The sequence below is a fragment of the Herbiconiux sp. UC225_62 genome (genome assembly GCF_042694625.1).
GTDB lineage: Bacteria > Actinomycetota > Actinomycetes > Actinomycetales > Microbacteriaceae > Herbiconiux.
On the sequence record NZ_CP170551.1, the window covers coordinates 2,895,229 to 2,917,291 of the forward strand.

A 22,063-nucleotide genomic window follows, 5' to 3' on the forward strand; every position below is an offset into this window, starting at 1 on the left:
CGCGGGGCCACCTCCCGAGTGGAGCGGGTAACCTCGACGGGTGGCTCATCTCCTGGGCGCTGAGGCGCTCCATCTCGAATACCCGACCCGAGTCATCTTCGACTCCGTCACGCTGGGCCTGAACGAAGGTGACCGCGTCGGCATCGTCGGCCGCAACGGCGACGGCAAGTCGACCCTGCTGAAACTCCTCGCCGGGCGCATCGAACCCGACGGAGGTCGCGTCACCCGACGCCGCGGCGTCACGCTCGGCATGCTCGACCAGGCCGACACCGTCGACTCCGCGCTCACCGTCGCACAGGCCGTGGTGGGCGACATCGATGAGCACGTCTGGGCGGGCGACGCCAAGATCCGCGACGTCATCGGCGGACTCCTCTCCGACTTCGACTGGAACGCCGTCGTCGGCACCCTCTCCGGCGGTCAGCGCCGCCGCGTCGCGCTCGCGGCGCTGCTGGTAGGCGACTGGGACGTCATCTTCCTCGACGAGCCCACCAACCACCTCGACGTCGAGGGCATCGCCTGGCTCGCCGAGCACCTCAAGCGCCGCTGGCCGGCCGGCAGCGGAGGACTCGCGGTCGTGACCCACGACCGGTGGTTCCTCGACGAGGTATCCACGGCCACCTGGGAGGTGCACGACCGCATCGTCGAGCCGTTCGAGGGCGGCTACGCGGCCTACATCCTCCAGCGCGTCGAGCGTGACCGGATGTCGGCGGCCACCGAATCGAAGCGCCAGAACCTCATGCGCAAGGAGCTCGCGTGGCTCCGCCGAGGCGCTCCGGCCCGCTCCACGAAGCCCAAGTTCCGGATGGACGCCGCCGCCGAGCTCATCGCCGACGAGCCGCCGCCCCGCGACACCGTCTCGCTCACGCAGATGGCCACCGCCCGCCTCGGAAAAGACGTCGTCGACCTGCTCGACGTGTCCGTCTCCTTCGACGACAAGCTCGTGCTGAAGGATGTCGAGTGGCGCATCGCCCCCGGCGAGCGCACCGGCATCCTAGGCGTGAACGGCGCCGGCAAGAGCACGCTCCTCGGTCTCGTCACCGGCACCGTCCAGCCCACGACCGGGCGGGTGAAGCAGGGCAAGACCGTCAAGATCGCGAGCCTCACCCAGCAGCTCTCCGAGCTCGAGGACGTCTGGAACGACCGGGTCAGCGAGGTCATCGGGCGCCAGCGCTCGTCGTACGTCGCGGGCGGCAAGGAACTCACTCCCGGACAGCTGCTCGAACGCCTCGGCTTCACCAGCGCACAGCTCTCCACCCCCGTGAAAGACCTGTCCGGCGGTCAGAAGCGCCGCTTGCAGCTGCTGCTCATCCTGCTCGACGAGCCGAACGTGCTCATCCTCGACGAGCCCACCAACGACCTCGACACCGACATGCTCGCGGCCCTCGAAGACCTGCTCGACTCCTTCCCGGGCACGCTGCTCGTGGTCTCGCACGACCGGTACCTGATCGAGCGCGTCACCGACCAGCAGTACGCGGTGCTCGACCACAAGTTCCGGCACCTGCCGGGGGGCCTCGAGCAGTATCTGGCGCTCCGCAAGTCGGGGGCGGCATCCGCTGCCACCGCCGCGTCGGATCAGAAGGCGACGGATGCCCGTGCCGCCGAGGCCGCGAAGCCCACCCTGAACGGCGCCGAGCTCCGCAACGCGCAGAAGGAACTGGCCTCGCTCGAGCGCAAGATCGCGAAGTACACCGAGCAGATCGATGCGCTGCACGTGAAGATCGCGGAGCACGACCAGTCCGACTACGTCGGCCTCGGCACCCTCACCGCCGAGGTCGCTCCCCTCGAGCGCCAGATCGCCGAATTCGAGACCCGCTGGCTGGAACTCTCCGAACTCCTCGGCTGAGGCGGCTCAGGCCATGTCGAGGGAGAGGCGGCGGAGGAGGCCGGCCAGGCGGTCCTGATCGGCCTTGGACAGGCCTGCGAGCAGCTCGGTCTCGGCAGCCACGAGGTGGGAGATCGCGGCGTCGACCCGGTCGCGCCCCTCGTCGGTCATCGACACCAGCACGCCGCGCCCGTCGTTCGGATGCGTGCGCCGCTCCACGAGACCGCGCCGCACCATCCCGTCGATCCGGTTGGTCATCGTGCCGCTGGAGACGTAGGTCTGCTCGAGCAGTGCCTTCGGGCTGAGCTCGTGCGGATAGCCGGCCCGGCGCAGAGCGGCGAGCACGTCGAACTCCCACGGCTCGAGATCGGCCGTGGCGAACGAGGCGCGACGCGTCTTCTCCAGCTGCTTCGCCAGTCGGGTCACACGCGACAGGATCTTCAGCGGTGAGAAGTCGAGACCGGGGTGCTCGCGCATCCAGGCTTCGACGATCTCGTCGACCGTGTCGCGGCTTTCCCTGGCGTTCATCCCTCCATTATCCTCGCGGCCGTCGCTTCGTGACGGTGCGCGTCTGGCAGACTTGTTCTCTGCCGGTGCGTCCGGTGGTCCGCCTTGGTGTAATGGCAGCACGACAGCCTTTGGAGCTGTTAGGTCCAGGTTCGAGTCCTGGAGGCGGAGCGTGGTGAATTGATCCGGTGGATCAATTCATCGCGCTCCGAAAGGCGGCAGCCTTCACTCAGGCAAAAGGAGATCCGCACTTGACTGACGAAAGACTCGCCATCGTGGTCCTGGCAGCGGGCCAGGGGACGCGCATGAAGTCCCGCATCCCCAAGCTCCTCCACGAGATCGCGGGTGTGCCGCTCATCGGGCACGTGCTCGCGACCGCGGGACAACTGGATGCCGCTTACACCGTCACCGTGGTGCGGCACGAACGTGATGCCGTGCAAGAAGTCGTGCACGACCACTTCCCCAGCTCGCTGATCGTGGACCAGGACGAGGTGCCCGGCACGGGCCGTGCGGTCGAGCAGGCCGTCGCCGCCCTCCCCGCCGACTTCGAGGGCGACGTGCTCGTCGTGAGCGGCGACGTTCCGCTGCTCGACGCCGCGACACTCGGGCAGCTGATCGAAGCGCACCGCGCGAGCCGCGCCACGGCGACACTGCTGTCGGCCGTGCTCGACGAGCCCGCCGGCTACGGCCGCATCGTGCGCACCGGCGACGGCATGCTCGACCGCATCGTGGAGCACAAGGACGCGACCGACTCCGAACTCGCCATCCGCGAGATCAACGCGGGCGTCTACGTCTTCGGCCTCTCCGAGCTCCGCGACCAGCTCGCGCAGGTCACCACCGCGAACGCGCAGGGCGAGAAGTACCTCACCGACGTGATCGGACTCCTCCGCCGCGCCGGTTCCGACGTCGCGGCCATGCCCGTCAGTGAGCCGTGGCTGGTCGCCGGCATCAACGATCGCGCCCAGCTGGGCGAAGCGGCCGCCAAGCTCAACGCCCTCATCGTGCGCGGCTGGCAGCTCAACGGCGTCACGGTGGTCGACCCCGCGACGACCTGGATCGACCTCAAGGCGAGCCTCGCCGAAGACGTCACCATCCTTCCGGGCACCCAGATCAAGGGCGCCACGAGCATCGCCCGCGGTGCCACCGTCGGCCCCGACAGCACCCTCGTCGACTGCGAGGTGGGCGAGAACGCGGTCGTGAAGCGCACCGACGCGACGCTCTCCGTCATCGGCGCCGGCGCATCCGTGGGCCCGTTCTCCTACCTGCGGCCGAACACGGTGCTCGACGCCGACGGCAAGATCGGTACCTTCGTCGAGACGAAGAACTCGCACATCGGCGCCGGCAGCAAGGTGCCGCATCTGTCCTACATCGGTGACACGGAGATCGGCGTCGGCTCCAATGTGGGCGCCGGAACGATCACCGCGAACTACGACGGCGTCAACAAGAACCGCACCCAGGTGGGCTCGCATGTGCGCACCGGGTCGCACAACGTGTTCGTCGCCCCGGTTAGAATCGGAGATGGCGCCTACACGGGTGCAGGGACGGTCGTCCGTAAAGACGTCCCGTCCGGTGCGCTCGCGATCACCGTGGCTCCTCAGAGGAACATGGCCGGCTGGGTCGAACAGAACCGGCCCGGAACGGATGCGGCGACGGCGGCGCAGGCGGCCGGGTCGCGGTCCGATTCCGCGGCCGAATAGCCCAACAAGAGCGGAGAACAGTGTCCGGAATCAAGGCCAGCGGAGAGAAGAGCCTCGTCGTCGTCTCGGGGCGAGCGCATCCGAAGCTGGCGCAGGACATCGCTGCCGCTCTCGGCACCGACCTCGTCGACACGGAGGCGCGCACCTTCGCCAACGGCGAGCTCTACATCCGCTACGGCGAGAGCGTGCGCGGCTGCGACGCGTTCGTCATCCAGTCGCACACGGCCCCGATCAACGAGTGGCTGATGGAGCAGTTGATCATGGTCGACGCGCTGAAGCGGGCCTCGGCCAAGCGCATTACCGTGGTCGCCCCCTTCTACCCCTACGCCCGGCAGGACAAGAAGGGTCGCGGCCGTGAGCCGATCTCGGCCCGGCTGGTGGCCGATCTCTTCCTCGCCGCGGGCGCGAACCGCATCATGTCGGTCGACCTGCACGCGGCCCAGATCCAGGGCTTCTTCGACGGCCCGGTCGACCACCTCTTCGCCATGCCGGTGCTGCTCGAGCACATGCGCAAGTCGCTCGACCCCGCGACCCTCACGGTCGTGAGCCCCGACATGGGCCGGGTGCGGGTGGCGGATGTCTGGAGCGACAAGCTCGGCGTGCCGCTCGCCATCATCCACAAGCGTCGTGACCCCCGCGTGCCGAACCAGGTGAGCGTGCACGAGATCGTGGGCGACGTGTCGGGTCGCGTGTGCCTGCTGGTCGACGACCTGATCGACACCGGCCGCACCATCGTGGCGGCCGCGGAGGCGCTCAAGGCCAATGGCGCGATCGGGGTCGTGGTGGCGGCGACGCACGCCGTGTTCTCCGACCCGGCCACCGAGATCCTGCAGTCGTCGTTCATCGACCAGGTGGTCGTCACCGACACCCTTCCGCTGCCGCCCGAGAAGCACTGGGACAGATTGACCGTGCTGCCGATCGCCCCGCTGATCGCGCGGGCCATCAACGAGGTCTTCTCCGACGGCTCGGTCACCACGATGTTCGACGGTGACGCGTGAGCGGCGCCGCGGCGGCGACGCCCACCCTCGAGGCCTTCACCCCGGCCGACGGCTCGATCACGATGTTCTCGACCAGCTGGTGCGGCTACTGCGCGCGCCTGAAGAAGCAGCTCGACGCATCCGGAATCGGCTACACCGAGGTGAACATCGAGGAGGTCGACGGCACGGCGGAGCTCGTGGCCTCGGTCAACGGCGGCAACCAGACGGTGCCCACGGTGGTGTTCCCCGACGGCTCCACCGCCACCAACCCCTCGGCTCGCGACGTGGCGGCCCGTCTTGGCTGATCGCACTCCCTGGTCGCTCTCCGGCGCGCTCCGCGGCATGTTCGCGAAGCGCACCATCGACGACGAGACCTGGGAAGACCTCGAAGACGCCCTGATTAAGGCCGACTTCGGCCCGGCGATCACGGATGACGTGGTCGAAGACCTGCGGGCGAAGGTGCAGCGCTACTCGACGACCGACCCGAAAGACCTGCAGCGGATGCTCCGCGAGTCGATCGAGGAGCGGCTCGCGAAGTACGACCCCACGCTGAAACTCACGGAGCGCCCGGCCGTGGTGCTCGTCGTGGGTGTGAACGGCGTGGGCAAGACCACGACGATCGGCAAGTTCGCCCGGTTCCTCAAGACCTACAACCGGACGGTCGTGGTCGGCGCGGCCGACACCTTCCGCGCGGCCGCGGTGGAGCAGCTGGCGACCTGGGCCGAGCGGGCGGGAGCCGATGTGGTGCGGCCGCAGCACGAGGGACAGGACCCGGCATCCGTCGCCTTCCAGACCATCGAGCAGGCGAAGGCGCGCGGCACGGAGATCGTGCTGATCGACACCGCCGGCCGGCTGCAGACCAAGGGCGGCCTGATGGACGAGCTGGGCAAGATCCGGCGCGTCATCGAGAAGCAGGCGCCCGTGGCCGAGGTGCTGCTCGTGCTCGACGCCACGACGGGGCAGAACGGGCTCGCGCAGGCGGATGCGTTCATCCAGCACGCGGGGGTCACCGGTCTCGTCATCACGAAGCTCGACGGATCGGCCAAGGCCGGGTTCGTGCTCGCCGTGCAGGAGAAGACGGGCATCCCCATCAAGCTCGTGGGCCAGGGCGAGGGCATCAACGACCTGACCGGCTTCACCCCGCACGTGTTCGCCCAGAACCTGGTCGGCTGAGGCGCAAGGCGGCATGGTCGGCTGAGGTCGCTGGCGCGGCCTCGACCTCACCCTGGGTCGTCGACAACGGCCAGTTGCCTTCCTCTCGGCAGGTGTCAGCGCGCCAGGAATCGGCGGAGGGCCGGGAGGGCCTCCGGGTGCCGGGGTGTGTCGGCATGTGTGGCGCCGTCGAGCACCACGAGTTCGGCTCCCGGAACCAGGCCGTGTACGTAATGGGCTGAGCGCAGGCGCTCGGGGTCGCGGGTGCCGGCCAGGAGCAGCACGGGCATCCGCAGTGCGGCGAGCTGCGCATCCGGCACCCGTGGCTCCCGTTCGGCTGCCCGCATGTACGCCGCTAGTGCCGTGGCATCGTTGGCGGCGAAGGCCGAGCGGGTGACGGGGTCGAGCGGGTGGCCGGAGGCGCGCTCCCATTCGCTGAGGAAGGCCGCCATGCCGCCGTTCTCGAGCGCGGCGAGGCTGCCGGGGAAGAACACGCGGTCGAACACCCCCGCTCCCGTGGCGGGAGCCCCGGCGATGCTGGTCAGCGAGACCAGGCGATCCGGATGCGCCGCCGCGAGCGAGAAGGCCACCCGGCCACCCAGAGAATAGCCCGCGACGTGAGCCGCGCCGATGCCGACGGCGTCGAGCACCGCGAGCACGTCGCCGAGGAACAACGGCATCGAGTACGCAGCCGATGCGTGCGGTTTGTCGCTGCGCCCGTGTCCGCGGAGGTCGAGCGTGATGAGGGCGCGTTCGGGCGCGAGGGCACGCAGATAGCCGAATCCCCGCCAGATGGCCTGCGAGAGAGCGGTGCCGTGCACGAGCGCGATGGGTGCGGCATCCCGGGCCGCTTCGGGGCCGGCCGGCGTGGTGCGGTAGGCGATTCGCGCGCCGTCGGACGGGTTGATCGCGTAATCCACGTCATCACGCTATCGCGCGCCCGCGGGCCAGCGCTTGCCAGGTGGCATCTTGATTGGCTCTAACTCTGGCTGAATGATTGAGCCAATCAAGTAATCACAACCAATTGGACTGCTGTACCGGTCTGATGCGGACGCATGGAGGTGCGCACATGGTCATCTTGCTGGTCCTACTCGGCATCGGCGCCGTCATCGGCATCGTCGCGACGGTCGTCGACCTGCGCCGCGACAGCTATCGCCGGATCCCGAACCGGCCCGAGCACGACTTCGGCCCGATTCGGGAGGAGCAGAGCGCTACGAGATCCCATTAGAGGCTTCGTGTCACGCAGCTCCTCCCGAAAGGGAGGACGGCTCAGAGTCCCTGGGCGAGGCGGTAGTAGGCCTGGTTCCAGCGGACCTCGTTGGCGAAGCCCTTCAGGGTCGTGTCGGCGTCGATGGTGAGCAGCTCGGTCTTCGCGATCGCCGCGAAGTCCTCGAACACCTCGATGCCCACGGCCGTCGACATGACCGTGTGATGGGCGGCTCCGGCGGTCAGCCACGCCGCCGCCGAGACGGCGAAGGAGGGCGCGGGACGCCAGACAGCCCGACCCACGGGCAAGTGCGGCAGCGGCGCGCGCGGCTCCACGACCTCGACCACGTTCGCCACGAGGCGGAAGCGATCGCGCATGTCGCTCATCGCCACCACGACGGCGGGGCCGGGATCGGCCGTGAACACGAGCCGCACCGGGTCGTCCTTGCCACCGATGCCGAGCGGGTGCACCTCGAGTGAGGCGCGAGCGGTCGTGAGCGAGGGGCTGACCTCGAGCATGTGCGCGCCCAGGATGGTCTCCGCGCCTTCGACCAGGTCGTAGGTGTAGTCCTCCATCAGCGACGCGCCGCCGGGGAGCCCGGCGCCCATGACGTTCGCGGCCCGCACGAGGATCGCGGTCTTCCAGTCGCCCTCGGCGCCGAAGCCGTAGCCCTCGGCCATCAGTCGCTGCACGGCCAGGCCGGGCAGCTGCTTCAGTGCACCGAGGTCTTCGAAGCTCGTCGTGAACGCGCCGAAGCCGCCCTCTTCGAGGAAGGAACGCAGGCCGATCTCGATCGCCGCGCCGTCGCGCAGAGACTGGTGCCGCTCGCCGCCCGCCCGCAGTTCGGGCACGACGTCGTAGAGCTCCTCGTACTCGGCGACGAGAGCATCCACCGCCGCGACATCCGCTTCGGCGACGGCCACCGCATCGGCGAGTTCGTTCACGCCCCAGGTGTTGACCTGCACGCCGAACCGGATCTCGGCCTCGGTCTTGTCGCCTTCGGTCACCGCCACGTACCGCATGTTGTCGCCGAAGCGGGCGAGCTTGAGGGTCTTGACGGCCTGCCATCCGGCTGCAGCCCGCGACCAGTCGGCGATCTGCTGCTGCACGAGCGGGTTGGAGGCGTGCCCCACCACGGTCTTGCGCGCGACGCCCAGGCGGGTCTGGATGTAGCCGAACTCGCGGTCGCCGTGCGCGGCCTGGTTGAGGTTCATGAAGTCGAAGTCGATCTCGGCGTAGGGCAGCTCGACGTTCGCCTGGGTGTGCAAGTGCAGCAGGGGCTTCTGCAGGGCGTCGAGTCCGGCGATCCACATCTTCGCGGGGCTGAACGTGTGCATCCAGGCGACGACGCCGATCACCTTGTCGTCGGCGTTGACCTCGAGCGCCGCACGACGGATCGACTCCGAATCCTTGAGAACCGGCTTCCAGACGATCTTCACCGGAATGACGGATGCGTCGTCGAGCGTCGCCACGATCTCCTGCGACTGCGCGGCGACCTGGCGGAGGGTCTCCTCGCCGTACAGGTTCTGGCTGCCGGTGAAGAACCAGATCTCGTAGGGGGCCAGGGAGGTTTCGAGCTTACTCAATTGAGGGATCCTGTCGGGTCTTGTCCGTAGACGTTCTGGTAGCGGTTGAAGAGGGAGTCGATTGCGGCGGGGGCGATGGGCGCCGGTTCACCGAGCTGTCGGGAGAGGTGCACGGTGCGGGCGACGTCTTCGGTCATGACGGCGGCCTTCACGGCGTCGCGGGCATCCTTGCCGATGGTGAACGGGCCGTGGTTCTTCATGAGCACGGCGCGCGAGCGGTGGTTCTTCAGGGTGTCGACGATGCCGCGGCCGATCGAGTCGTCGCCGATGACGGCGAACGGGCCCACCGGGATCTCGCCGCCGAACTCGTCGGCCATCGCGGTGATCACGCAGGGGATCGCCTCGCCGCGCGCCGCCCAGGCCACGGCGTAGGGGGAGTGCGTGTGCACGACCCCGCCCACCTCGGGCATGTTGCGGTAGACGTAGGCGTGCGCGGCGGTGTCGCTGCTCGGCGACCGGTCGGAGCCGGGGGTGCCCGCCACGACGGTGCCGTCGAGGGTGCAGAGGATCATGTTCTCGGGGGCGAGGTCGTCATAGTCGACGCCCGAGGGCTTGATCACGAAGAGGTCGGCGCCGGGCACGCGGCCCGAGACGTTCCCGCCCGTCCACATCACGAGGCCGTACTGGGTGAGTTGGGCGTGCAGGGCGGCGACCTCCGCGCGTACGCGGTCGATCGCCTCCTGCAGGGCGGGGTCGGTGGAGAGGGCGGATGTCACGCGGGCGTTCCTTTCAGGGGGAGGGCGTCGACCGCCGCTCGTTCGACGGCGAGGCCGGCGCGGTAGCGGTCGAGATAGGCGGCGAAACCGGCGACGTCGGCCGGATCGGGGTCGGTGGTCTGGATGCCGGCGCCGGCGAAGACGCGATCGCGCAGGTAGGCGTCGAGTCCCGAGGCAGCTGCACTCCCGGCGCTCGCGGCCGGGTCGGGCTCGTCGGCGTCGGCGCTGGCTTCGGACACGTACGTGACGTACGACGCCAGTACGGCGATGCCCCAGGCGCCTCCTTCGGATGCGGTCTCGGCGACCGCGACGGGGGCGTCGAGTGCTCCGGCGAGGAACCGCTGGGCGACGCCGGCCGTGCGGAACAGGCCGCCGTGGGCGAACATCCGGTCGAGGGTCGCGCCTTCGTCGGCGAGCACGCGCATGCCGAGGGCGAGCGTGCCGAACACGCCGTAGAGCTGGGCGCGCATGAAGTTGGCCAGGGTGAAGCTGCTGTCGGGGGCACGCACCACCAGGGGGCGGCCCTCGCTGAGGCCCGCGATCGGCTCGCCCGCGAGGTGGTTGTAGGCGAGAAGGCCGCCGGCATCCGCGTCGCCGTCGAGCGCCTCGCGGAACAGCACGTCGAACACCGCGTCGGAGTCGGCGGAAGCTCCGGCGCCGCCGGTCTCCGGAGCCCGACCGGACGCGGAGGCGGCCGAGAAGCGGCCGAAGAGCCCTGCCCACGCGGCGAGCTCGCTCGCCCCGTTGTTGCAGTGCACCATCGCGACCGGGTCGCCGGCCGGCGTGGTGACGAGGTCGAGCTCGTGGTGCACGTGCTCCAGCGGCCGCTCCAGGACCACCATGGCGAAGATACTCGTGCCCGCGCTGACGTTTCCGGTGCGCGGTGCCACGGCGCCGGTGGCGACCATCCCCGTGCCGGCGTCGCCCTCGGGCGGGCAGAGCACGACGCCGGGGCGCAACGTGCCGCTCGGGTCGAGCAGGGCGGCGCCCTCGGCTGTGAGGTGCCCGGCCGGACGTCCGGCCACCAGCACGTCGGGCAGCAGCTCGGCGAGCTTCAGGCCGGGCGCGGACTCGGCGACCAGGTCGTCGTAGCGTGCGACGAGTTCGGCGTCGTAGTCGTGGGTGGCCGCGTCGATGGGGAACATGCCCGACGCGTCACCGACACCGAGCACGCTGCGCCCGGTGAGCCGCCAGTGCACGTACCCGGCGAGGGTCGTGAAGTGACGGAGCTGCGCGACGTGCGGCTCCTGGTCGATCACGGCCTGGTGCAGGTGGGCGATCGACCAGCGGAGCGGGATGTTGACGCCGAAGAGTTCGCTCAGTTCGGCCGCCGCGGGTCCGGTGGTGGTGTTCCGCCAGGTGCGGAACGGGACGAGCAGCTCGCCCGCGCCGTCGAAGGCGAGGTAGCCGTGCATCATCGCGGAGACCCCGATGGCGCCGAAGGTCTCAGGGCGCACGCCATGGCGCCGCTCGACGTCGGCGACGAGGTCGGCGTAGGCGGACTGGAGTCCCGCCCAGACATCCTCGAGCGAGTAGGTCCACATCCGGTCGACGAACTGGTTCTCCCAGTCGTGGCTGCCGACGGCGAGCACGGTGGAGGGGTCGTCGCCGATCAGGCACGCCTTGATGCGGGTCGACCCCAGCTCGATGCCGAGGGAGGTGCGCCCGGCGAGGATGGCCTCGCGCACGGGATCGGGGGCGACGGGCTCGCTCATGGTGCAGGGACTCCTTCGGCTCACAATGTGATCGCTCACATTTCGCATCGAGCATACGGCACGCACCCTGCTCGCGGGAAGCGCACACCCCACCACCCCCGAACTTCTTGCCCCTTCCCGCCCCAAAATCCGGGTTTTAGGACCGGAGGGGGCAAGAAGTCGGGAGGGTCAGGCGAGGGGAGCGGTCGAGGCGCGCGGAACGAGCACCGGGAGCACGGAGGGCGGGGGCTCGTGCTCGCCGAGGAGGAGGGCGACGCAGCGCCGGCCGGACTCGGCGAAATCCTGCCGCACGGTGGTGAGGGGTGGCAGGTAGTGGGCCGCCTCCGGCGTGTCGTCGAAGCCCACGACGCTGAGCCGCGTCGGCACGTCGAGACCGGCATCGCTCGCAGCATGGAGCACGCCGAGCGCCATCTGGTCGTTCGCGGAGAAGATCGCGGTCGCGCCCCGCTCGATCAGGGCCTGCGCGGCCCGGTATCCGGATGCCGCGCTCCAATCGCCGGTCGCCACGAGGTCGGCCGGCAGCCCCCGAGCTTCGAGTTCGGCGGCGTATCCCGCGCGGCGCGAGGTGGCGTCGATCCAGTCGGCGGGGCCGGCGAGGTGCCCGATCCGGCGGTGTCCGAGGTCGGCGAGGTGGGCGGTGGCGATCCGGGCGCCCTCCACCTGGTCGAGGGCGAGTTCGGAGCTACCGACGGTCGCGAGGGTCTGCAGGGTCACGTAGGGCACGCCGAAGGAGCGGCTCGAGAGGCTCTCCAAGACCTGGATCTGCGGTGCGATCACCACGAGCCCCTCGGCGGAGAGGTCGACCAGATGGTTGATGGCCTCGTCGATCGACGACTGGTCGAGCCCGTCGGCGTTGGCGATGGTGACGCTGTAGCCGCGGCTGCGGGCGGCGGCCTCGACCGCGCTGATGCTCGACGCCGGCCCGTACTCGCCACTGGCGGTGGAGAGGATGCCGATGATGCGCGAACGGCTCGTGACCAGCGCCCGGGCCGCCAGGTTCGGCCGGTAGCTGAGGGCGCGCATCGCGTCGAGCACCTTCTGTCGGGTCGCCGGCCGCACGCTCGGATGACCGTTCAGCACGCGCGAGACCGTCTGATGCGAGACCCCGGCCGCCTTCGCCACGTCGAACACGCTGGCGGCCCGGGGCGCCGTCCGCGACGCGATGCCGGGTGCGCCCTGCGGCGGCCTGGCGTCGTCGGGTGTCGGCTCGGGCGTCATGCGTCGATTATGCCCGCATCCGCCTCGCCGCCCGCGTCACGTCACAGACCCGCGTCACGTCACGGAAGGGGCCGCTGAGTCCGAAGGGTCAGCCGAGAGCGGGAGCGACCGCCCCGCCGGGCGCCGAAACGGGCTGGGTGCCCGCAGCAGGCGGCGCGGCCGGGATGCCGTCGGTCGCCGGCGTTCCCCAGCGCTGCCCCCATGACACGAGCGGCTGCAACGACTGCAGCAGGTCGGAACCCCGTGGCGTGAGCGCGTACCGCACCTGCACGGGCGTGGTGGCGACGACCGAGCGCGACACCAGCCCCGACCGCTCGAGCTCCTTGAGTCGCTGCGCGAGCAACCGGTCCGAGAGCCCCACGACGGAGGCCACGATGTCGCTGAAACGCGAGGCGCCCTGCGCGATGGCGAGCAGGATGCCCGAACTCCACCGCTTGCCGACGAGCTCGACCGACGCGGTGAACCGTCGGCACTCGGCATCGTCGATGTGGTGCCAGGCGGACGAGGATGCGGAGGAATCGGATGAAGTCACTTACCTAGTGTAAGTCACTAACGCCATGTTTGGTCGGGCGTCGGGATCGGCGCATCCTTGTCACATGCCTCATTACGGTCATCGCCTGCAGTTCGGAACCTTCATCACCCCGGTGAACGCCCCGCCGACCGCGCCCGTCGCCCTCGCCCAGCTGAGCGAGCGACTGGGCTACGACCTCGCGACCTTCCAGGACCACCCCTACCAGCCGTCGTTCCTCGACACCTGGACCCTGATGACCTGGGTCGCCGCCCAGACCGAGCGCATCCACATCGCCCCGAACGTGCTCAACGTGCCCCTCAGGCCGCCCGCGGTCACCGCCCGCGCGGCCGCTAGCCTCGACCTGCTCTCCGGCGGGCGCTTCGACCTGGGCCTCGGCGCCGGCGGCTTCTGGGACGCGATCGACGCCATGGGCGGCCGCCGCCTCACCCCCGGCCAGGCCGTCGACGCGCTGAGCGAGGCGATCGACGTCATGCGAGGCATCTGGAACACGGGGGAGCGCGCACCCCTCCGCGTCCCGGGCGACTACCACCGGCTCGACGGCGCCAAGCGCGGCCCGGCGCCCCTCCACCCCATCCCCATCTGGGTCGGCGCGTACAAGCCCCGGATGCTCCGCCTCACCGGCCGCAAGGCCGACGGCTGGCTGCCCTCCCTCGCCTACCTGAAGCCCGGCGACCTGCGCGCCGGCAACGCGGCCATCGACCGGGCGGCGACGGATGCGGGTCGCGATCCGCGCGAGATCCGCCGACTCCTCAACATCGGCGGCCGATTCGGCGCCCCCTCGAACGGCGGATCGGCGATGAGTCCGGCGCTCTCGCTCAGCGAAGGCGGCCAGCTCACGGGTCCGCCGACGCAGTGGGTGGAGCAGCTCCTCCCCCTCGTCGTGGAGGAGGGCATCGGCACCTTCATCCTCGCGGGCGACGACCCGGCCTCGATGCAGCAGTTCGCCGAGGAGGTCGCCCCCGCCCTCCGGCAGGCGGTCGAGCGAGAACTCGGTATCGACAGCACGGTCGAACGCACCGTGCGCAGCTCGATCGCCCTCGCCAAGCGCCGCGACGGGATCGACTACGACTCCGTGCCCGACTCGCTCCGCGACGCCGTGGTCGAACCCGGCGACCTCGACTTCCCGCGCGTGCGCTCGACGTACATGCGCGGCGGTTCGCCCGGACTCGTCTTCCGGGTGAGCACGGTCGAGCAGGTCGTCGAGGCCCTGGCGTTCGCCCGGCGGCATCCGGATGCGCCGCTCGCCATCCGCAGCGGAGGTCACGGCATCAGCGGACGCTCCACCAACGACGGCGGCATCGTGATCGACCTCTCGAAGCTCAACCGGATCGAGGTGCTCGACGAGAGCACACGTCGGGTGCGCATCCAGCCCGGCGCCCGCTGGATGGATGTCGCGGCCGCACTCGCCGAGCACGGCTGGGCGTTGAGCTCGGGCGACTACGGGGGAGTGGGCGTCGGCGGCCTCGCCACGGCCGGCGGGATCGGCTGGCTCGTGCGCGAGCACGGGCTGACCATCGACCATCTCCGCGCGGTCGAGGTGGTGCTCGCCGACGGCAGCGTGGTGCGGGCGAGCGACGACGAGAACGCCGACCTGTTCTGGGCGGTGCGCGGGGCCGGAGCCAACTTCGGCATCGTCGTGTCGTTCGAATTCGAGGTCGACGCCGTCGGCGAGGTCGGCTGGGCCCAGCTCGCCTTCGACGCGAGCGACACGGCGGGCTTTCTGGAGCGCTGGGGCGCCGCCGTCGAGAGCGCGCCGCGCGACCTCACGAGCTTCCTCATCATGGGCGGCCCGCGGCCGGGGCAGCCGGCCATCGCGCAGGTGCTCGCCGTGGTGGACTCCGACGATCCCGAGACGATCATCGACCGCCTGCAGCCGCTCGCCGACACCGCTCCGCTGGTCGATCAGTCGGTGCAGCTGATGCCGTACTCGGCCGTGATGGCGAACGCCCAGGGCGGCGACCACGACGGTCGCGGAGAGCCGGCCTCGCGCTCCGGGCTTCTCGACCACATCACTCCCGAGTTCGCCCAGGCGGCCACGCGGATGCTCGAGACCGGCGCGGTCTACTTCTTCCAGATCCGTTCGGTGGGCGGCGCGGTCGCCGACGTCGATCCGGAGGCCACGGCCTACGCGCACCGCTCGGCGAACTTCTCCGTGGTGGCGTTCGGCTCCCGGCGCGAGCGACTCGACGAGCTCTGGGACGATCTCGCCGAGCACTTCCAGGGTCTCTACCTCAGCTTCGAGACCGACCTGCGTCCCGAACGACTCGACGACGCCTTCCCTCCAGCCACCCTCGCACGCCTTCGTGCGCTGAAGGAAGAGCTCGACCCCGAGCACGTGTTCCGCGACAACTTCGCCGTGGGCCGGGCCGCCCTGCTCTCGTGAGCCGGCCGCGGGTTCAGGACGAACGGATGCGCGCGGCCGCCTCGAGGAGCACGTCCTCCGACCCGGCGTAGATGCCGTCGCGCCGCGGCCAATGGCTGATCACGTCCGTGAACCCGAGCTCGGCGGCACGCCCGGTCGTGTCGTCGAAGGCCCCGATGCTGGCCAGCGAGTACGTCTCCGGGTTGTCGAGCGAGAGCACGCGGCCGATCGAGAGCGGATCGCGGCCGGCGGCCTCCGCGGCGTAGTCGAGCCGCTTCGAGAGCTCGGCGACCGATCGCCACCAGTCCTCGCCCGTCGCACCCTCGGCGCCGGTGGTCACCCAGCTCTGCCCGAAGCGCGCGACGAGCGCGAGCCCTTTCGGGCCGTTCGCGGCCAGCATGAAAGGCATCCGCGGCCGCTGCGCGGGGATTCCCACCATCCGGGCCTCGTGCGCGGTGTACCACTCGCCCGATGCCGAGATGCCGTGCGATCCGGGGTCCTCGAAGCGCAGCAGGTCGTCCAGGACGGTGACGAACTCGGCGAACCGCTCGTGGCGCTGTCGCGGTGTCAGTTGCTCCTGGCCCAGTACGAAGGCGTCGAAGCCGGTGCCGCCCGACCCGACGCCGAGCGTGAACCGTCCGCCCGAGATGTCGTCGACCGTCGCCAGATCCTTGGCGAACGGAACCGGGTGCCGATAATTCGGCGAGGCCACGAAGGTGCCGAGCCGGATGCTCGTGGTCGCCGTCGCTGCGGCGGTCAGCAGCGGAATGGTGGCGCACCACGGCTCGTCGGCCAGTGAGCGCCAGGAGAGGTGGTCGTAGGTCCAGGCGTGGTCGAAGCCGAGCTCTTCGGCCAGCACCCACTTGCGACGTGACTCGGGCCAGGGATCTTGGGGCAGGATGACGATGCCATAGCGCATGGGGTCAGTCTCCACCCACGCCGGGCACCGGGAAGCGCGGGTTCAGGCGCGCTTGGCGTCGGCCTCGTCGAGGGCGAAGTCCTCCTCGAGTTCCTCTTCGCGTTCGGAGACGTCGGGGTTGCGGACGGGATCCGCGACGGCCACTGCGCTGAACGAACCGGTGAGGGTCTCGTCTCCGGCACGGCCGAAGGCGAAGTGGGGCCGGCGGTCGGGGCCGAGGCGCAGCCGGAGCCGGCGGTGCAGGACGAGCCATCCGGCGCCGATGAGGAACGCGGCGACACCCGCTGCGGCGGCCACACCGAGCGCCCACCGCGGACCGAGCGTGTTGGCGATCGCGCCCACCAGCGGTGCGCCGATCGGGGTGCCGCCCATGAAGATCGCCATATAGAGCGCCATCACGCGACCGCGCATGCTCTGGTCGGTCGTGGTCTGCACGGTGCCGTTCGCGGTGGTCATCAGGATCTGCCCCGAGAAGCCGATCAGCACCAGGGCGCCCGCGAACACCCAGTAGCTGGGGGCGAGGGCTGCGCCCAGGGCGCTGAGTCCGAACGCCGCGCTGGCGAGGAAGACGAGCTGCATCCGTGGCCGATCGCGGCTGGCCGACACCAGTGCCCCCGCGACCGATCCGATCGCCATGATCGAGGTCAGCAGCCCGAAGCCGGCCGACCCCTGCCCGAACTCCACCGTCGCCATCGTGGAGGTGAAGATCTGGTAGTTGAACCCGAAGGTGCCGATCACGAACACGATGACGAAGATGATCAGCAGATCCGGCCGCCGCCGCACGTAGCGGAACCCGGCCAGCAGTTGTCCCTTGGCCCGCGGTGCCTGCTTCATCAGCTGGGCGGCCCCGATCCGGATGAACTTCAGCGACACCACCACGGCGGCGAACGTGACGGCGTTGATGACGAAGACCCATCCGGCGCCGATCACGGCCACCAGGAGCCCGGCGATCGCCGGCCCGATGGTGCGCGCCGCGTTGAACGACGCCGAGTTGAGGGCGACCGCGTTCGAGACGTTCGCGCCTGAGACCAGCTCGGCGACGAAGGTCTGCCGCACCGGGGCGTCGATGGCTGAGGCCATGCCGAGCAGCAGGGCGAAGACGTACACGATCCAGAGCTGTGCCGCGCCGGTGAGCACGATGATGCCGAGCGCCGCTCCGAGCACGCCCATCGAGATCTGCGTGGCCATGAGGGTGTGCCGCTTGTTCAGGCGATCGGCGATGAGCCCCGACACCGGCACGAGCAGCAATTGCGGACCGAGTTGGAGTGCCACCGTGATGCCGAGCGCTGCGGCGTCGTGGTCGGTGAGCTCGGTGAGCACGATCCAGTCCTGGGCCGTGCGCTGCATCCAGGTGCCGACGTTCGACACCAGGGCCCCGGCGAACCAGATGCGGTAGTTGATGCTGGAGAGCGAGCGGAACATCGCGCTCATTCGTCGACCATCCGGCGGATCACGGCGGCGGCGCGTTCCAGCACCTCGAGCTCCTCGTCGCTCAGGGAGGCGAGGCGCCGGTCGAGCCAGGCGTCGCGGCGACGGCGCGTCTCGAGCACGACCTCGTGCCCGGCATCCGTCAGTGTCACGAGGACGAGCCGCCGGTCGTCGTCGCTGCGCACACGCACCACGTAGCCCGCGGACTCGAGCGCGTTCAGGGTGCGGTTCATCGAGGGCGGCGTGACGTGCTCGCGAGCGCTCAGGGCCACCGGCGTCATCGGACCGTCACGCAGCACGACCGCCAGCACCCCGGCCTGCGCGTCGGTCAACTCGTCGTCGGCCCGTTCGCGGCGCAGCCGGCGCGACAGCCGCATCGTCGCCGCCCGCAGTTCGCTGCTGAGCGAGCGGGAGGAGGTTTCGACGGCCATGTAGTTAGCATACGCTCATTAGCTTGGCTAATGAAACGGATGCGCGATCCGGCTCCCTCCGCCCCGTCGCCACCCCTCGCCCGACTGTCAGCCCGGACCGGTTAAACTGGATGCACGATGGCTACTTTTGGAACTCTCTCGGACAGGCTCGCCGAAACCTTCAAGAACCTCCGCACGAAGGGAAAGCTGAGCCCCGCTGACGTCGACTCGACCGTTCGCGAGATCCGCCGGGCCCTGCTCGACGCCGACGTCGCGCTCGAGGTCGTCAAGGACTTCACGGGCAAGGTGCGCGAGCGCGCACTCGGCGACGAGGTCAACAAGGCCCTGAACCCTGCCCAGCAGGTGGTGCAGATCGTCAACGAGGAGCTCGTGCAGATCCTCGGCGGAACCCAGCGCCGGCTGGAGTTTGCGAAGAAACCGCCGACCATCATCATGTTGGCGGGCCTGCAGGGTGCCGGTAAGACGACGCTCGCGGGCAAGCTCGCCAAGTGGCTCGCGAAGGACAACCACACGCCGCTGCTCGTCGCCGCCGACCTCCAGCGCCCGAACGCGGTCAACCAGCTGCAGATCGTGGGCGGCCAGGCGGGTGTGCCGGTCTTCGCTCCCGAACCGGGCAACGGAGTCGGCAACCCGGTCAAGGTCGCGAAGGACTCCATCAAGTTCGCCACCGACAAGCTCTACGACACCGTCATCATCGACACCGCCGGCCGTCTCGGCGTCGATGCCGACATGATGAAGCAGGCCGCCGACATCCGCCGGGCCGTCGACCCCGACGAGGTGCTCTTCGTCATCGACGCCATGATCGGACAGGACGCCGTGGCCACGGCCCGCGCATTCCAGGAGGGCGTCGACTTCACGGGCGTGGTGCTCACCAAGCTCGACGGAGACGCCCGCGGTGGTGCGGCCCTTTCCGTCGCGTCGGTCACGGGGCGTCCGATCATCTTCGCGTCGACCGGTGAGACGCTCGACGACTTCGAGCCGTTCTACCCCGACCGCATGGCGTCGCGCATCCTCGACCTCGGAGACGTGCTCTCGCTCATCGAGCAGGCGCAGTCGGCCTTCGACGAGGAGGAGGCGCGCGCGGTCGCGGAGAAGTTCGCCACCGACTCGTTCACGCTCGAAGACTTCCTGAAACAGATGCAGCAGCTGCGCAACGTCGGCTCCATCAAGAAGATGATGGGGATGCTGCCCGGCGCGGGCGGTCTGAAGCAGCAGCTCGAGAACTTCGACGAGAAGGAGATCGTGCGCACCGAGGCGATCATCCAGTCGATGACGAAGGCGGAGCGCCGCAACCCGAAGCTGCTGAACGGATCGCGGCGCCTGCGCATCGCGCGGGGTTCGGGCATGACGGTCACCGATGTGAACTCGCTCATCCAGCGCTTCGAGCAGGCGTCGAAGATGATGAAGACCGTCGCCAAGGGAGGCGTGCCGAACGTTCCCGGCATGGGCCCCATCCCCGGTGCCGGCTTCGGCGGCGGCCGCGGCAAGCAGCAGGCGAAGAAGAAGAGCGGATCGCGCTCGGGCAACCCGGCGAAGCGCGCGGCCGAGAACGCGGCTCGTGCTGCGGGCGAGAAGCCGGCCATCGCGGCCGGAAGCGGTGGGGGAGCGGGCTTCGGACTGGGCGCGAAGGCGGCCGACGGTACCCCGAACCCGAGCCCCGAGGAGCTCGAGGCCCTGCAGCGCTTCCTTCGCTAGCCGGTCGACCCGCCGTTCATCCGGTGGTCATCCGCAGGGCCGGCGGGAAAATAAGCTTGCTGCATGACAACTTCTTCTCGGCCGATCCGGATCGGCGTGCAGATCGCCCCGCAGCACTCGTCCTACCAGACCATCCGCGACACCCTCGCCGAGCTCGAAGACCTCGGCGTCGACATCGCCTTCAACTGGGACCACTTCTTCCCGCTCTCGGGTGAGCCCGACGGCCTGCACTTCGAGGGGTGGACCATGCTGGCGGCATGGGCGGAGCAGACCTCGCGCATCCAGTTCGGTCCGCTGGTGACCTGCAACAGCTACCGCAATCCCGATCTGCTGGCCGACATGGCCCGCACCGTCGACCACATCTCGGCGAAGGACGGTGCCCCGGGCCGCCTCGTCTTCGGCATCGGCTCGGGCTGGTTCGAGCGCGACTACGACGAGTACGGCTACGAGTTCGGCACCCCCGGCACCCGCCTCGACTCGCTCTCCGAGGCGCTGCCCCGGATCGAGGCCCGCTGGGCGAAGCTGAACCCGGCGCCCACCCGTGACATCCCGGTGCTGATCGGCGGTGGGGGTGAGAAGAAGACGCTCCGCATCGTGGCGCAGCACGCCGACATCTGGCACTCCTTCTCCGACACCGCGACCCTCGAGCGCAAGCTCGGCGTGCTCGGCGAGTGGTGCGAGAAGGTCGGCCGCGACCGCTCCGAGATCGAGATCTCCGTGGGCACGCGCGGCGCTCGCGGCGACGCGCTGCCCGACATGGACCGCCAGCTCGAACTCGGCGTCACCCTCTTCACCCTCGGCATCACCGGACCCGACCTCGACATGCAGGGCGTGCGCGACCTGGTGGCCTGGCGCGACGGGGTCAGCTAGCCGAGACCGTGCCGCAGCTCGCGGGTGAGCGACGCCACGACCGCGCGGAGGCTTCCGCCGTTGGCCTCGGCCACCCGGAGCTGGCGCTGGTAGCTCGCGCCGCCGGACAGGATCAGGTTCACCTGGTCGAGTTCGGCGGTGCAGCCCAGCCGCTCCGCGGTGGGCGCGAGGCGTTCGAGTTCGCGGCGCACGGCATCCGTCACCAGTTGCTCGTTGCCGTCGGAGTCGAGGATGATCTCGGCGTCCATGCCGTAGCGGGCGGCACGCCACTTGTTCTCGCGCACGAACCAGGGCTGCATCGTCGGGAGTTCCTCGCCGGCATCCAGTCGCGCCGACATGTCGTCGACGAGGCACTGGATGAAGGCTGCGACCGCCCCGATCTCTTCGGGGCTGGAGAGCCCGTCGCAGGCGCGCATCTCCACGGTGCCCCACTGCGGGCTCGGCCGGATGTCCCAGCGCACCTCGGTGTGGTCGCTGATGACGCCCGTCTTGATGAGGTCGTCGACGTACTCCTCGTAGTTCGCCCAGCTGCCGAACTGGTAGGGGAGCCCCGCCGTCGGAAGCTGCTGGAACATCAGCGCGCGGTTGCTCGCGTACCCCGTGTTCACCCCGCCCCAGAAAGGGCTGGAGGCGCTGAGGGCCTGCAGGTGCGGGTAGTAGTTGAGCAGTGAGTTGACGATCGGAAGCGCCTTCTCGCGGTCGTCGACGCCGACGTGAACGTGGATGCCCCAGATCATCATGTTGCGGCCCCACCACTGGGTGCGGTCGATGAGCTTGTGGTAGCGCTCCTTGTCGGTGACGGTCTGCTCGAACCACTGACCGAAGGGATGCGAGCCGGCGCACATCAGTTCGACGTCGAGCGGGTCGGTGATGGCTCGCACCTCGGCGAGCTGCGCCTGCAGATCGGCGACCGCGTCGGCCACCCGCTCGTGCACCGTCGTCACGAGTTCGACGGTGTTGAGGAGCAATTCGTTGGTGATCTGGGGGTGCGGGGTGCCATCCGGTCCGCGCAGGGTGTCGAGAACCTCCCCGGCCACCGAGACGAGGTCGCCGGAACTCCGCTCGACGAGAGCGACCTCCCACTCGACGCCGAGGGTGGAACGCTTCGACTCGGCGAACGTGATCTGCATGGGAGCCCTTCGGGAATTACCGCTTCTGCCGCGTTATCTGTCAGAATAGCCAGTCGAGTCCATCCTCGCCCGACCCTCTAATCAGGCGGCATGGATTCC

At 69.7% G+C, this 22,063-nt stretch carries 20 protein-coding genes and 1 tRNA gene; 10 read left to right on the forward strand and 11 right to left on the reverse strand.

Annotated elements, in window-relative coordinates; genetic code table 11:
- The first annotated feature begins 40 nt into the window (after positions 1-40).
- Positions 41-1,843 (forward strand): ABC-F family ATP-binding cassette domain-containing protein, encoded by a 1,803-nt coding sequence (locus ACFJGU_RS14110; RefSeq protein ID WP_382304137.1) that lies wholly within the window; start codon positions 41-43, stop codon positions 1,841-1,843.
- 6 nt (positions 1,844-1,849) lie between these two features.
- Here ACFJGU_RS14110 and ACFJGU_RS14115 read toward each other — a convergent pair whose 3' ends face one another.
- On the reverse strand, positions 1,850-2,350 hold the full coding sequence (locus tag ACFJGU_RS14115; RefSeq protein WP_382304138.1) for a MarR family winged helix-turn-helix transcriptional regulator: 501 nt from the start codon (positions 2,348-2,350) through the stop codon (positions 1,850-1,852).
- 78 nt (positions 2,351-2,428) lie between these two features.
- Here ACFJGU_RS14115 and ACFJGU_RS14120 point away from each other — a divergent pair.
- From ACFJGU_RS14120 to ftsY, 5 genes are all read left to right on the forward strand, one after another.
- Positions 2,429-2,500 (forward strand) — tRNA-Gln (locus ACFJGU_RS14120).
- 80 nt (positions 2,501-2,580) lie between these two features.
- On the forward strand, positions 2,581-4,026 hold the full coding sequence (gene glmU, locus ACFJGU_RS14125; RefSeq protein WP_382304139.1) for a bifunctional UDP-N-acetylglucosamine diphosphorylase/glucosamine-1-phosphate N-acetyltransferase GlmU: 1,446 nt from the start codon (positions 2,581-2,583) through the stop codon (positions 4,024-4,026).
- A 20-nt stretch (positions 4,027-4,046) separates the two neighbouring features.
- Positions 4,047-5,024, forward strand: a complete 978-nt coding sequence (locus ACFJGU_RS14130; protein WP_382304140.1) for a ribose-phosphate diphosphokinase — start codon at positions 4,047-4,049, stop codon at positions 5,022-5,024.
- Positions 5,025-5,086: 62 nt separating this feature from the next.
- The gene (locus tag ACFJGU_RS14135) at positions 5,087-5,308 is read left to right on the forward strand and encodes a mycoredoxin (protein WP_382310371.1); all 222 of its coding nucleotides are present in this window, start codon (positions 5,087-5,089) and stop codon (positions 5,306-5,308) included.
- Complete coding sequence (gene ftsY, locus ACFJGU_RS14140) at positions 5,301-6,176, forward strand: signal recognition particle-docking protein FtsY (RefSeq protein WP_382304141.1); 876 nt, start codon at positions 5,301-5,303, stop codon at positions 6,174-6,176. Before ACFJGU_RS14135 ends, ftsY begins: the two co-directional genes overlap by 8 nt.
- Before the next feature lie 95 nt (positions 6,177-6,271).
- Here ftsY and ACFJGU_RS14145 read toward each other — a convergent pair whose 3' ends face one another.
- Positions 6,272-7,075, reverse strand: a complete 804-nt coding sequence (locus ACFJGU_RS14145) for an alpha/beta fold hydrolase (protein ID WP_382304142.1) — start codon at positions 7,073-7,075, stop codon at positions 6,272-6,274.
- A gap of 149 nt (positions 7,076-7,224) precedes the next feature.
- Here ACFJGU_RS14145 and ACFJGU_RS14150 point away from each other — a divergent pair, with 149 nt between their 5' ends.
- Complete coding sequence (locus ACFJGU_RS14150) at positions 7,225-7,383, forward strand: hypothetical protein (RefSeq protein ID WP_382304143.1); 159 nt, start codon at positions 7,225-7,227, stop codon at positions 7,381-7,383.
- Between the two features lie 41 nt (positions 7,384-7,424).
- Here ACFJGU_RS14150 and araA read toward each other — a convergent pair whose 3' ends face one another.
- The 5 genes from araA to ACFJGU_RS14175 all read right to left on the reverse strand — a co-directional run bounded on the left by araA (position 7,425) and on the right by ACFJGU_RS14175 (position 13,129).
- Positions 7,425-8,948 (reverse strand): L-arabinose isomerase, encoded by a 1,524-nt coding sequence (gene araA / locus ACFJGU_RS14155; protein ID WP_382304144.1) that lies wholly within the window; start codon positions 8,946-8,948, stop codon positions 7,425-7,427.
- Positions 8,945-9,664: an L-ribulose-5-phosphate 4-epimerase gene (locus ACFJGU_RS14160; RefSeq protein ID WP_382304145.1), complete on the reverse strand. Its 720-nt coding sequence runs from the start codon at positions 9,662-9,664 to the stop codon at positions 8,945-8,947. Before ACFJGU_RS14160 ends, araA begins: the two co-directional genes overlap by 4 nt.
- Positions 9,661-11,379, reverse strand: a complete 1,719-nt coding sequence (locus tag ACFJGU_RS14165) for a xylulokinase (protein ID WP_382304146.1) — start codon at positions 11,377-11,379, stop codon at positions 9,661-9,663. The genes ACFJGU_RS14160 and ACFJGU_RS14165 overlap by 4 nt, the downstream gene beginning before the upstream one ends.
- Before the next feature lie 168 nt (positions 11,380-11,547).
- Complete coding sequence (locus ACFJGU_RS14170; RefSeq protein WP_382304147.1) at positions 11,548-12,597, reverse strand: LacI family DNA-binding transcriptional regulator; 1,050 nt, start codon at positions 12,595-12,597, stop codon at positions 11,548-11,550.
- An 88-nt stretch (positions 12,598-12,685) separates the two neighbouring features.
- Positions 12,686-13,129 carry a winged helix-turn-helix transcriptional regulator gene (locus tag ACFJGU_RS14175; RefSeq protein WP_382304148.1) on the reverse strand — a complete coding sequence of 148 codons (444 nt, stop codon included), beginning with the start codon at positions 13,127-13,129 and terminating at the stop codon, positions 12,686-12,688.
- A 64-nt stretch (positions 13,130-13,193) separates the two neighbouring features.
- On the opposite strand from ACFJGU_RS14175, the gene ACFJGU_RS14180 reads away from it, so the two are divergent.
- Positions 13,194-15,512 (forward strand): LLM class flavin-dependent oxidoreductase, encoded by a 2,319-nt coding sequence (locus tag ACFJGU_RS14180; protein WP_382304149.1) that lies wholly within the window; start codon positions 13,194-13,196, stop codon positions 15,510-15,512.
- Positions 15,513-15,525: 13 nt separating this feature from the next.
- On the opposite strand, the gene ACFJGU_RS14185 is transcribed toward ACFJGU_RS14180, so the two are convergent.
- The 3 genes from ACFJGU_RS14185 to ACFJGU_RS14195 are packed head-to-tail and all read right to left on the reverse strand — an operon-like array spanning position 15,526 to position 18,269.
- Entirely contained in the window at positions 15,526-16,410 is an 885-nt protein-coding gene (locus ACFJGU_RS14185) for an LLM class flavin-dependent oxidoreductase (RefSeq protein ID WP_382304150.1), read from the reverse strand.
- A 42-nt stretch (positions 16,411-16,452) separates the two neighbouring features.
- Positions 16,453-17,841 (reverse strand): MFS transporter, encoded by a 1,389-nt coding sequence (locus tag ACFJGU_RS14190; protein WP_382304151.1) that lies wholly within the window; start codon positions 17,839-17,841, stop codon positions 16,453-16,455.
- Positions 17,838-18,269 carry a MarR family winged helix-turn-helix transcriptional regulator gene (locus tag ACFJGU_RS14195; RefSeq protein WP_382304152.1) on the reverse strand — a complete coding sequence of 144 codons (432 nt, stop codon included), beginning with the start codon at positions 18,267-18,269 and terminating at the stop codon, positions 17,838-17,840. The genes ACFJGU_RS14190 and ACFJGU_RS14195 overlap by 4 nt, the downstream gene beginning before the upstream one ends.
- A gap of 117 nt (positions 18,270-18,386) precedes the next feature.
- Between ACFJGU_RS14195 and ffh the strand changes: the two genes are divergently transcribed.
- Together ffh and ACFJGU_RS14205 are read left to right on the forward strand one after the other, a co-directional pair.
- Positions 18,387-19,964: a signal recognition particle protein gene (gene ffh, locus ACFJGU_RS14200; protein WP_382304153.1), complete on the forward strand. Its 1,578-nt coding sequence runs from the start codon at positions 18,387-18,389 to the stop codon at positions 19,962-19,964.
- Positions 19,965-20,027: 63 nt separating this feature from the next.
- Positions 20,028-20,834 carry an LLM class F420-dependent oxidoreductase gene (locus ACFJGU_RS14205; protein ID WP_382304154.1) on the forward strand — a complete coding sequence of 269 codons (807 nt, stop codon included), beginning with the start codon at positions 20,028-20,030 and terminating at the stop codon, positions 20,832-20,834.
- On the opposite strand, the gene ACFJGU_RS14210 is transcribed toward ACFJGU_RS14205, so the two are convergent.
- Positions 20,831-21,964, reverse strand: a complete 1,134-nt coding sequence (locus tag ACFJGU_RS14210) for a glutamate--cysteine ligase (protein ID WP_382304155.1) — start codon at positions 21,962-21,964, stop codon at positions 20,831-20,833. The genes ACFJGU_RS14205 and ACFJGU_RS14210 overlap by 4 nt on opposite strands.
- Between the last annotated feature and the right edge of the window lie 99 nt (positions 21,965-22,063).

Bases quoted from the DNA above. Each gene is read 5' to 3' on its own strand.
- ACFJGU_RS14115 (WP_382304138.1), bottom strand. From the start codon at position 2,350: ATGAACGCCAGGGAAAGCCGCGACACGGTCGACGAGATCGTCGAAGCC.
- ACFJGU_RS14135 (WP_382310371.1), top strand. From the start codon at position 5,087: ATGTTCTCGACCAGCTGGTGCGGCTACTGCGCGCGCCTGAAGAAGCAG.
- ACFJGU_RS14150 (WP_382304143.1), top strand. From the start codon at position 7,225: ATGGTCATCTTGCTGGTCCTACTCGGCATCGGCGCCGTCATCGGCATC.
- ACFJGU_RS14165 (WP_382304146.1), bottom strand. From the start codon at position 11,379: ATGAGCGAGCCCGTCGCCCCCGATCCCGTGCGCGAGGCCATCCTCGCC.
- ACFJGU_RS14170 (WP_382304147.1), bottom strand. From the start codon at position 12,597: ATGACGCCCGAGCCGACACCCGACGACGCCAGGCCGCCGCAGGGCGCA.
- ACFJGU_RS14180 (WP_382304149.1), top strand. From the start codon at position 13,194: ATGCCTCATTACGGTCATCGCCTGCAGTTCGGAACCTTCATCACCCCG.
- ACFJGU_RS14185 (WP_382304150.1), bottom strand. From the start codon at position 16,410: ATGCGCTATGGCATCGTCATCCTGCCCCAAGATCCCTGGCCCGAGTCA.
- ACFJGU_RS14190 (WP_382304151.1), bottom strand. From the start codon at position 17,841: ATGAGCGCGATGTTCCGCTCGCTCTCCAGCATCAACTACCGCATCTGG.
- ACFJGU_RS14195 (WP_382304152.1), bottom strand. From the start codon at position 18,269: ATGGCCGTCGAAACCTCCTCCCGCTCGCTCAGCAGCGAACTGCGGGCG.
- ffh (WP_382304153.1), top strand. From the start codon at position 18,387: ATGGCTACTTTTGGAACTCTCTCGGACAGGCTCGCCGAAACCTTCAAG.
- ACFJGU_RS14205 (WP_382304154.1), top strand. From the start codon at position 20,028: ATGACAACTTCTTCTCGGCCGATCCGGATCGGCGTGCAGATCGCCCCG.
- ACFJGU_RS14210 (WP_382304155.1), bottom strand. From the start codon at position 21,964: ATGCAGATCACGTTCGCCGAGTCGAAGCGTTCCACCCTCGGCGTCGAG.